The sequence below is a fragment of the bacterium genome, from assembly GCA_026414725.1.
Taxonomy (GTDB): Bacteria; Ratteibacteria; UBA8468; order B48-G9; family JAFGKM01; genus JAAYXZ01.
The window spans coordinates 24,204-33,037 of record JAOAIL010000014.1; the positions used below are offsets into that span (position 1 = coordinate 24,204).

9 protein-coding genes are annotated in these 8,834 nt (G+C 36.3%); 3 read left to right on the plus strand and 6 right to left on the minus strand.

The window, feature by feature from the left end; genetic code table 11:
- Positions 1-7: 7 nt before the first annotated feature.
- Positions 8-1,294 (minus strand): L-alanine-DL-glutamate epimerase, encoded by a 1,287-nt coding sequence (locus N3D17_05790; GenBank protein MCX8082889.1) that lies wholly within the window; start codon positions 1,292-1,294, stop codon positions 8-10.
- 51 nt (positions 1,295-1,345) lie between these two features.
- On the opposite strand from N3D17_05790, the gene N3D17_05795 reads away from it, so the two are divergent.
- The gene (locus tag N3D17_05795; GenBank protein ID MCX8082890.1) at positions 1,346-2,041 is read left to right on the plus strand and encodes a cytochrome c biogenesis protein CcdA; all 696 of its coding nucleotides are present in this window, start codon (positions 1,346-1,348) and stop codon (positions 2,039-2,041) included.
- 65 nt (positions 2,042-2,106) lie between these two features.
- On the opposite strand, the gene N3D17_05800 is transcribed toward N3D17_05795, so the two are convergent.
- The 5 genes from N3D17_05800 to N3D17_05820 form a co-directional block, all read right to left on the minus strand.
- Positions 2,107-3,321: a 6-phosphofructokinase gene (locus N3D17_05800; GenBank protein ID MCX8082891.1), complete on the minus strand. Its 1,215-nt coding sequence runs from the start codon at positions 3,319-3,321 to the stop codon at positions 2,107-2,109.
- Between the two features lie 45 nt (positions 3,322-3,366).
- Positions 3,367-4,206 carry a dTDP-4-dehydrorhamnose reductase gene (gene rfbD, locus N3D17_05805; protein MCX8082892.1) on the minus strand — a complete coding sequence of 280 codons (840 nt, stop codon included), beginning with the start codon at positions 4,204-4,206 and terminating at the stop codon, positions 3,367-3,369.
- Positions 4,203-5,198: a dTDP-glucose 4,6-dehydratase gene (rfbB, locus tag N3D17_05810; protein ID MCX8082893.1), complete on the minus strand. Its 996-nt coding sequence runs from the start codon at positions 5,196-5,198 to the stop codon at positions 4,203-4,205. Before rfbB ends, rfbD begins: the two co-directional genes overlap by 4 nt.
- Positions 5,199-5,930, minus strand: coding sequence for a sugar phosphate nucleotidyltransferase (locus N3D17_05815; GenBank protein ID MCX8082894.1), 732 nt, complete (start codon positions 5,928-5,930; stop codon positions 5,199-5,201).
- A 2-nt stretch (positions 5,931-5,932) separates the two neighbouring features.
- The gene (locus tag N3D17_05820) at positions 5,933-6,388 is read right to left on the minus strand and encodes a dTDP-4-dehydrorhamnose 3,5-epimerase family protein (GenBank protein ID MCX8082895.1); all 456 of its coding nucleotides are present in this window, start codon (positions 6,386-6,388) and stop codon (positions 5,933-5,935) included.
- Between the two features lie 112 nt (positions 6,389-6,500).
- Between N3D17_05820 and N3D17_05825 the strand changes: the two genes are divergently transcribed.
- Together N3D17_05825 and N3D17_05830 are read left to right on the plus strand one after the other, a co-directional pair.
- Complete coding sequence (locus N3D17_05825; protein ID MCX8082896.1) at positions 6,501-6,731, plus strand: hypothetical protein; 231 nt, start codon at positions 6,501-6,503, stop codon at positions 6,729-6,731.
- A gap of 145 nt (positions 6,732-6,876) precedes the next feature.
- Positions 6,877-8,631, plus strand: coding sequence for a type I restriction-modification system subunit M (locus tag N3D17_05830; protein MCX8082897.1), 1,755 nt, complete (start codon positions 6,877-6,879; stop codon positions 8,629-8,631).
- Positions 8,632-8,834: the final 203 nt, after the last annotated feature.

The window sequence follows — 8,834 nt, forward strand, 5'->3', positions numbered from 1 at the left end:
TCCGTTTTCAGATTCTAACTTTTGACTTATAGTAATCTGATACATCAAAGATACCACCACTTTTTTCATAAAAGTCAGATGTAAGGTGGAATATACCATCAAAAGGAATTACCCACTCTGCTGAAGGATAGGGATGTTTCTGTATAAGTTTGTCCCAGTCCCTGTAGTGCTGATGACCATTTGACTCTACAACAGGAATTTTCAGTCCTGGTAGTGGCTTCAGACGGGATGCAAGGTTTTTGTTCCATTCAAGAAGTGGTGGTATAACTGTAAGGTCGGCACAGAAATAGTCCATACCCATCCTCTCTGCTTCTTTAACAATTTTAAGTGTCATACTCAGTGTCTTTGCTATGGGTTTGAGTGCTACCCCTTTATATCCCATCTGTTTTCTTTTCACTACATCCTCATCCGTATGGGCACTTTCATCTGCAACAAGTCGCACAGGGAATTCACTTACATCAACTTCCATCTCTTCAGGAAACGGCTCTTCCATTATTATTACCATTTCAAGTGCACCAATTTTATCTATAAAATCAATGAGTTTCCAGAGCCGTTCCTTACTATCATATCTACCATTTGCATCAAAATAATAAGGAAGCTTACCATTCTCAGTATAAGGTGTAGGTATGTCTCCAAATCTCTCGTGGATACTCTTTATCCTCTCTGTGTCCCACTTCAACATCTTCTCTCTATCTCCATCTTTCTCTGGGTCTGACCCTATCTTTATCTTCAGGGTAAAAAAACCATCCTTTATTGCCTTACCTATATCCTCAAGAGGAACCGCATAGGACATAAGAGGAATACAGGCAACGAGAGAGTGTTTATATTTTAATGTTTCCCTATAATATGATGGTATCATCTCAAAAAAGTCCATCTTTCCTTTTTCTTTTGCATAAAGAACCCATAGAGCATTATCTAATGCTACAAGAGAATTAAGCGTAAATGTCTTTCTTAAATTTTCCTTTCCTGTAATCTTTTTTGCATATGAGTGTATATCTTCCAAATATGTCTCCAGAAATGAAATGGGACTTTCTATCTCTCTGTTTACAAGTAATCTGGAGGCATACTCAGTTACAGAAAACATCAGCGCATTTCCACCTGCTTCACTATGAGAAGAAAACACATCTGCATCTGACCATAAAACACTCTGTGTACCCAGCCCTATACCAAAATTGTCTTCTGTTTCTACAGATACAATTGTCTGCCATACACCTGTAAGATAACCTCCCTTAAAACCGAGTGGCATCTTAAATGGCTCTATATCAAAATTCTGACTCACCTTCCTTATCTTCATCTTATCTCCTTTTCTTCAGATTTTTTCTATTAAGATATATAATAATATAAAATGGAAGCAAATCAAAACTATTCTATCTTATTCAGTTTTACTGCAGGTGTCCTTTCATTCTTCAGTCCCTGTATCCTCCCCTTAATCCCTGCGTATTTATCATATATCACAGGGATGTCTGTTGAAAATATAAAGGAAGGTAAAAGCCCTGCGAAAAATTTCTTTCTTGTTCTTTCATTTGTATCTGGGTTTACACTTATCTTCACACTCCTGGGTGCATCTGCTACATACCTCGGCAGATACCTTCTCGCAAAACAGAATCTCTTAAGGATAGTAGGGGGAATTATAATTATAGTATTTGGTCTTCATCTTGCAGGAATATTTAAAATAACCCCTCTCTACAGAACCAAAAAACTTCAAATGAACAAGATAGTGAGTGGCTATTTTGGTGCCTTTGTTATAGGAATGGTATTTGCTGCTGGTTGGACACCCTGTGTTGGACCTGTCCTTGCTTCAATACTGATAATTGCTTCGTCTCAAGAAACAGTACTACGTGGAGTTATCCTTCTTATCTTTTACTCGCTCGGTATAGGCATCCCTTTTATTATAACCACAATTCTTGTTGGCAAGATGTTATATCTATTTTCTGTGATTAAAAGACATTCTCAAAAAATAGAGATAATAACTGGTTTTTTACTTGTCATAATGGGGATTTTATTGATATTAAATAAGTTTAACTATATTATCTCTATTTAGATTTCGCCTTTATATCTCACCACATTCTATCCAGTTTAATCCTTTTCTCATCTGGAAAAGGAATATTATACCTTTTTTACAGGATATTTTTTCAACATCCCTATATCAGGAAGTTTACCCACCAGCGGCTTCGCATAGTCAATAAATGCCTCTGTTACATTATTGCCTTCAGAATTGATAAATCCATCTGGCATACTTCTTGTATTTTTAGCAACCTTTGTGAGTTCTACAGGTTCAAAGTACCCCTCGTATTTCTTACTCTTCTTCCTTTTTATAGAGACAGAGCCGCTTTCCAGTTTTCCTGAAGTAGCATATTTTACAGCAAGTACACCAACCTGGTATGCCTCTTTTGCATCCACTTCAGAATATACTCCAGGGAAGGACCTCTGGAGATAACCGAATGTATCTGACCTTACCCTACTTATCTTTAACTCATCCCTGACAAAACTTGCCAGAAGGTCTCCCAATGCCCCTGTTCCACTTAACTGTACATTGCCGTGTGCATCTACCTCTTTTATAAATTTTGAAGCAATCGGCTCTCCATTTTCATCAGCAATACCTTCGGATACAGCCACTACACACCTGCCATACTTTGCATACACTGCCTCAACATCCTTCAAGAACTGTTCCTTACTGAAAGGTCTTTCAGGGAAGTATATAAGATGTGGTCCATCACCTTCTCTTCCTCTTGCTAAAGATGCAGCAGCCGTAAGAAAACCCGCATGTCTGCCCATAATAACATCTATTTTCACACCTGGAAGAGATATGTTATCCAGATTATCACCCATCAAAGCCATTGCCACAAACCTTGCAGCACTACCATAACCAGGTGTATGGTCATTCTCAAGGAGGTCATTATCTATGGTCTTTGGAATATGAAAACACCTGAACTCATAGTTTACCTTTCTTGCATTTTCGTTAATTATATTTGTTGTTTCAGCAGAATCATTTCCACCTATATAGAAGAAGTACCTCACATCATACTTCTGCAGCATCTTAAAGATAACCTCACAGTCCTGCTCTGATGGTTTTTTCCTTACACTACCTAAAGCAGCACAGGGTGTATATGCAACCTTTTTAAGAACCGCTAATGGCTCTTTTTTAAGGTCTATCAGACGCTCTTCCATCACCCCTTTAATACCATTAAGTGAACCATAAATCCCCTTTATCTCTTTGTGTTTCTTTGCCTCCAAAATTGCGCCTACCAAACTCTGATTAATTACTACTGTAGGACCACCACTCTGAGCAATCAACATATTACCTTTCAACTTATCAGCCATCTCTATCCTCCTTGTTGTTTTCCATTTATTATAATAATATCTTTTTTATCCTTCAAGATACCTCTTTAAAGATATCTCCCAGTGGGGCATTGAGAAACCAAGCGATTCAAGAAGTGATGTATCAAGCACTGAATATCTGGGTCTTTCTGCTTTCTTACTGTTAAAACTCTCAAACTCTACCGGTATAAGTTCTACTTCTTTAATTTTAAGGATTTCTTTAATCTTCAAAGCATATTCATACCAGGAACATTCCCCTTTATTACATACATTCACAATACCCAGTACATCTTTTTTAATAAGAAATAAAATTGCATCCACCAGGTCCAAAACATATGTAGGAGAATTGATAAGATTGTTAGTAAGAACTATTTTATTTTCTTTCCTCATCAAGGCAGGTAGAGATGAGGCAAAATTTCTTCCTTTCTCTCCAAATATCTTCGATACCCTTAAAATGAGAAAATTTGTAAGAAGATGTGAAACATAATATTCACCCAAGAGTTTGGTTTTACCATATACACTCAAAGGATTAGGAGTATCAATCTCAGAGTATGGAGCACCTTTTTTACCATCAAATACAAAATCGGTACTGAAATATACCATCTTACAATTTACTTTTCTACATCCTTCTGCAACATACTGAGTTCCCATTGCATTAACAAGATATGCTTTCATTGGATTTATTGTACAACCATCTACATCTGTATAAGCAGCACAGTGTATAAGGATATCCGGCTTTACAAATTTTATTGTATCAACCACCTTATATCTATCAGTTATATCCAGTTCTTCTCTATTAGGGGAAATTACTTCATCCCCTCTTTCAATAAAAGTATCCGCCAGAAAACTCCCTACCATTCCCCTACCACCTGTAATTAAAACCTTCATATTCCGTACTGCCTCCTGTAATACTCTAAAAACTCACCACTCTTAATTTTTTTCCACCATTGCACATTGTTTTTATACCATTCCACTGTCTGTTTCAACCCTTCTTCAAGAGGAATATCAGGAAACCATCCCAGTTTTTTTATTTTCTCACAGGAGATACTGTACCGTCTATCATGCCCTGGTCTATCCTTAACAAACTTTATCAATAATTCTGATTTTCCGAGATATTCAAGAATCTTTTTAGCAACAAATATATTCTCTCTTTCATTTCCAGCAGCAATATTATATATCTCACCTTCTTTTCCTCTGTGAAGTATCACATCTATACCCTTGCNGTTGTCAAGAACAAAGAGCCAGTCCCTTACATTCTTCCCATCTCCATACAGAGGAAGTGGCTGGTCTTCAATCGCATTTGTAATAAAAAGTGGTATAAACTTTTCAGGATATTGATTTGGTCCGTAATTATTTGTACTCCTTATGATAATGGAAGGTGTTTTATAGGTCCTGTAATATGATAGAACCAGAATGTCTGCTGATGATTTACTTGCAGAATAAGGGCTGGATGGATTGAGTGGACTATCCTCTGAAAATGTCTGTCCTTCCTCTGCACTCCCATAAACCTCATCCGTTGATATCTGAATATATCTCTGGATTCCTTTTCTTCTTGATATCTCAAGTAGGTTGAATGTACCCATTATATCTGTTTTTAAGAAAATCTCTGGGCCACTTATTGACCTGTCCACATGGCTTTCAGCAGCAAAGTTAATGATTACATCATAACCATCTATTACTTCTTCAATATTTTTATCACATATATCTGCCTTCAAAAATTTATAGTTCGGATTATTTTCAACTTCTTTGAGGTTTTCAAGGTTCCCTGCATAGGTAAGTTTATCTATATTCAGGACTTTATAGTCAGGATATTTTTTCAGAATATACTTTATAAAATGGGAGCCAATAAAACCAGCCCCGCCAGTGACCACTATCTTCATTTATACCTTTCCTTTTTTCACCTTTTCATAGACAAGATTATTTGCCCTCAAAAGTGATTCAAATGTTCCTGCATCAGTCCACCACCCATCAAGGATTCCATAGGTAAGATTCCCTGCTTCAAGATATTTATTGTTTACATCTGTGATTTCAAGTTCACCACGGTCTGATGGTTTAAGTGTTTTTATAATATCAAACGCATAACTGTCATACATATAAAGCCCTGTAACAGCAAGGTTAGAAGGTGTTTTTTGGGGTTTTTCTATTATCCTTATAATCTTCCCATCCTTTATCTCTGCTACACCAAACCTTTCAGGATTATCAACCTCTTTAAGAAGAATCCTTGCACCTTCCTTCTGTTTTTTAAATATCTCCACTTCCTTCTTTATACTCTTTTCTATAATATTGTCTCCGAGTATTACAACAAACCTGTTATTACCTACAAAGTGCTCTGCGAGTGAAAGAGCATCTGCAATCCCTCCTTCTCCTTCCTGATATGTGTAGTTAAGGTGCTTCAATCCAAACTCCTTTCCATTACCCAAAAGTCGTAAAAAATCACCTGCAGAATTTCCACCTGTGACTATTAGAATATCCTTTATACCTGCATCTATAAGTGTCTGGATAGGATAATATATCATTGGCTTGTTGTATACAGGAAGAAGATGTTTATTTGTAACCTTGGTAAGTGGATATAACCGTGTACCCAGCCCACCTGCAAGAACCACTCCTTTCATAATTAATAGTTTCTCCTTTCCCAGTTATAGGGGATTTTGTCTGTATCAAAAGGAAGCCGTAGTTCATCAGGTTCTTTATAATTATATGGCTGTGTGGGGATATTTATTACCAGTGTCTCTTCTTCGCTTATTCCCTTAAATCCATGATAAACACCTGCGGGGATATGGATAAGCAAGGGATTATGCTCACCTATGAAAAACTCGTTTATCAACCCATATGTTTTACTTCCTTCTCTTAAATCAAACATTACAAGTTTCAACATCCCTTTCACCACTGCGATATTATCATTCTGGTATTTATGTGAGTGCCATGCTTTTACAACACCAGGATATACAGTTGTAAGATAGACCTGCCCGAACTTTTCAAACATCTCATCATCACACCTTAAAATCTCCATCAGCCGTCCTCTCTCATCAGGTATAACATTCAGTTTTTTTATCTTCACCCCTTCTATCATCTTCTCCATACCATCCCCCTTATCCAAAATTATACCCCTTCTCCCCTTAAAATTCCAAAATTTTTACCTGTACACAGAATTTTATACACCTGAGGAGCATAATCATCTATTATTGGAGGAAACAGGTGGGGGTGGAGAGTACTTTAAAGGTATCACCCTCACCCTGCCCCTCTCCCCTCTAAGGGAGAGGGAAAATAAAAAATCCTCCCCATACGAGGGGGGAGGAAAAATAGGTGGGGGTTATGTTTACATTTCCTTCTCCCTACGGGGGGAGAAGGTGAAGGATGAGGGGGAAAAGATTAGCAAAGGTTTCACCCTCCCCTTGAAGGGAGGGGAAAATTAACAGCCCCTCTCCCATCAAGGAAGAGGAGTATGATTTTAAGTGTTTCCTATTTACCCTATCCGTACATCTTCTCTTGACAAAAATACATATATAGGGTATAATTAGGTTAAGTAAAATTGTTTCAATTAACCTATGGGAGAAGAAGATGGCAAATAATACAAACAGTTTACAGGAATGGATTAAGAAAAGGTACTACGCAATAAGGGAGAAGTTTAAAACAAACCAGTTTACATTTGATGATGTCTCATTTCTTCTTCTTAATTTGTATAAGGACTCTCCGGAACAAACAAAACTCATACTTTCAGAACTAAAGAGAGCAGGGCTTCTTAAAATCACTAAAAACGTAGAAGACAGAAGAGAATCAATCTATCAAATTGTAGACATATTAGAACCACTTCCACTTTTCCAGGAACAAGATAGATTATCAAAGAATCAGTTAACGAATATTCTTAAAACAGCAGCAGATATTATCAGAACAAGGGTTAACTATAAATTTATATTGCTTTTACTGTTCTATAAGGCACTATCTGACAAGTGGAAAAATGAATATGAAACAGTAAAGGAGGAGTTGACTAAAAAGGGATTAAAAGAGAAAGAAGCAGTAAAAGAAGCAGAACAACCATACTATCACACCTTCCATTTTAAGAATGAGTTGTTATGGGATGAAATCAGAAAAGAACCATTAAAACTTCCTGAGAATCTTTCAAAATGTCTTAAAGAACTGGCTGAACTGAATCCCGATTATAAAGACATATTTACACATTTTGACTTCCATCAGTTCACCTCAAATCAAGAAAACCAGATAATTTTAAACAACCTGTTTGAACTATTCAGCAGATACTCATTTGAAAAAGTAGAAGAGGATATACTCGGTGATGCCTATGAATGGATACTTAAATACTTTGCTCCAACAAAAGCAAAAGAAGGAGAAGTTTACACACCGAGAGAGGTTATACGACTAATGGTTGAGATATTAGACCCAAAACCAGGTAAATGGATGTACGACCCTGCCTGCGGAAGTGCTGGAATGCTTATAGTTGCATACCAGTATGTTAAAGAAAAATATGGAAAAGAGAAAGCTGCAAAACTTTTTCTTTATGGTCAGGAATATAACTCAGAAACTCTCGCACTTGCCAAAATGAATGCTGTCTTACATAGAATAAACAATATCGTTTTATCAACTGGAGATACACTTCTATTTCCAAAATTTAAAGAGAAAGACAGGATAAAACAGTTTGATTATGTTATAGCAAACCCTCCATGGAACCAGGATGGATACGACGAGGATACATTGAAAAGAGGTGAATATTACAACCATAGATTTCCTTTTGGTGCTCCAACAAAACAATCTGCTGACTGGGCATGGATACAACATATGATTTTTTCTGCTAACAATACTGGGAAGGTCGCTGTTGTTATTGATACTGGTGCTGTTTCCAGAGGGGGAAGAGAAAAAGAGATAAGAAAAAAAGTAGTGGAAAAAGATTTGCTTGAGGCGGTTATTCTTCTACCTGAAAAGATTTTTTATAACACAGGAGCACCCGCAGTAATACTTGTTTTCAATAGAAATAAGTTAAACGAAAAAACAGGGAAAATTCTACTGGTCAATGCATCTAAAGAGTTTATTCAGGGAAAGGCACAGAACTTTTTAGGTAAAGAACATATTGAAAGGATAGTTAAGACATACAGGGATTTTAAAGAGATAGAGAAGTTCAGCAAAATTATAACAAATGAAGAGATAGAAGAGGTAGATTACAATCTTTCTCCTTCCAGATTTATAAATGTATTTGAAGAAGAGACATATAGAGATATAAAAGATATAAAAGATGACTTAAAAAATTTAGAAAAAGAAAAGGAAGAAATAGAAAAAAGGATAAATAGAATTCTGGAGATGATTTAGAAATTAAGGGAAAGTAGAGAATAAACTTTAAAAAGGAGATACCGGTAAAAAGAACCATAGAAGGACAGGAAGTGAAAGGGGTCATCATTGCTTTTGAAGATGATATTAAAATTAAACGCGCTTTATCAATTGTTAACAATATAGGTCTTTATACTTATAAAGTAACATTCAAACTGGAAAAGAAAATTTGAGGAAAATGAATT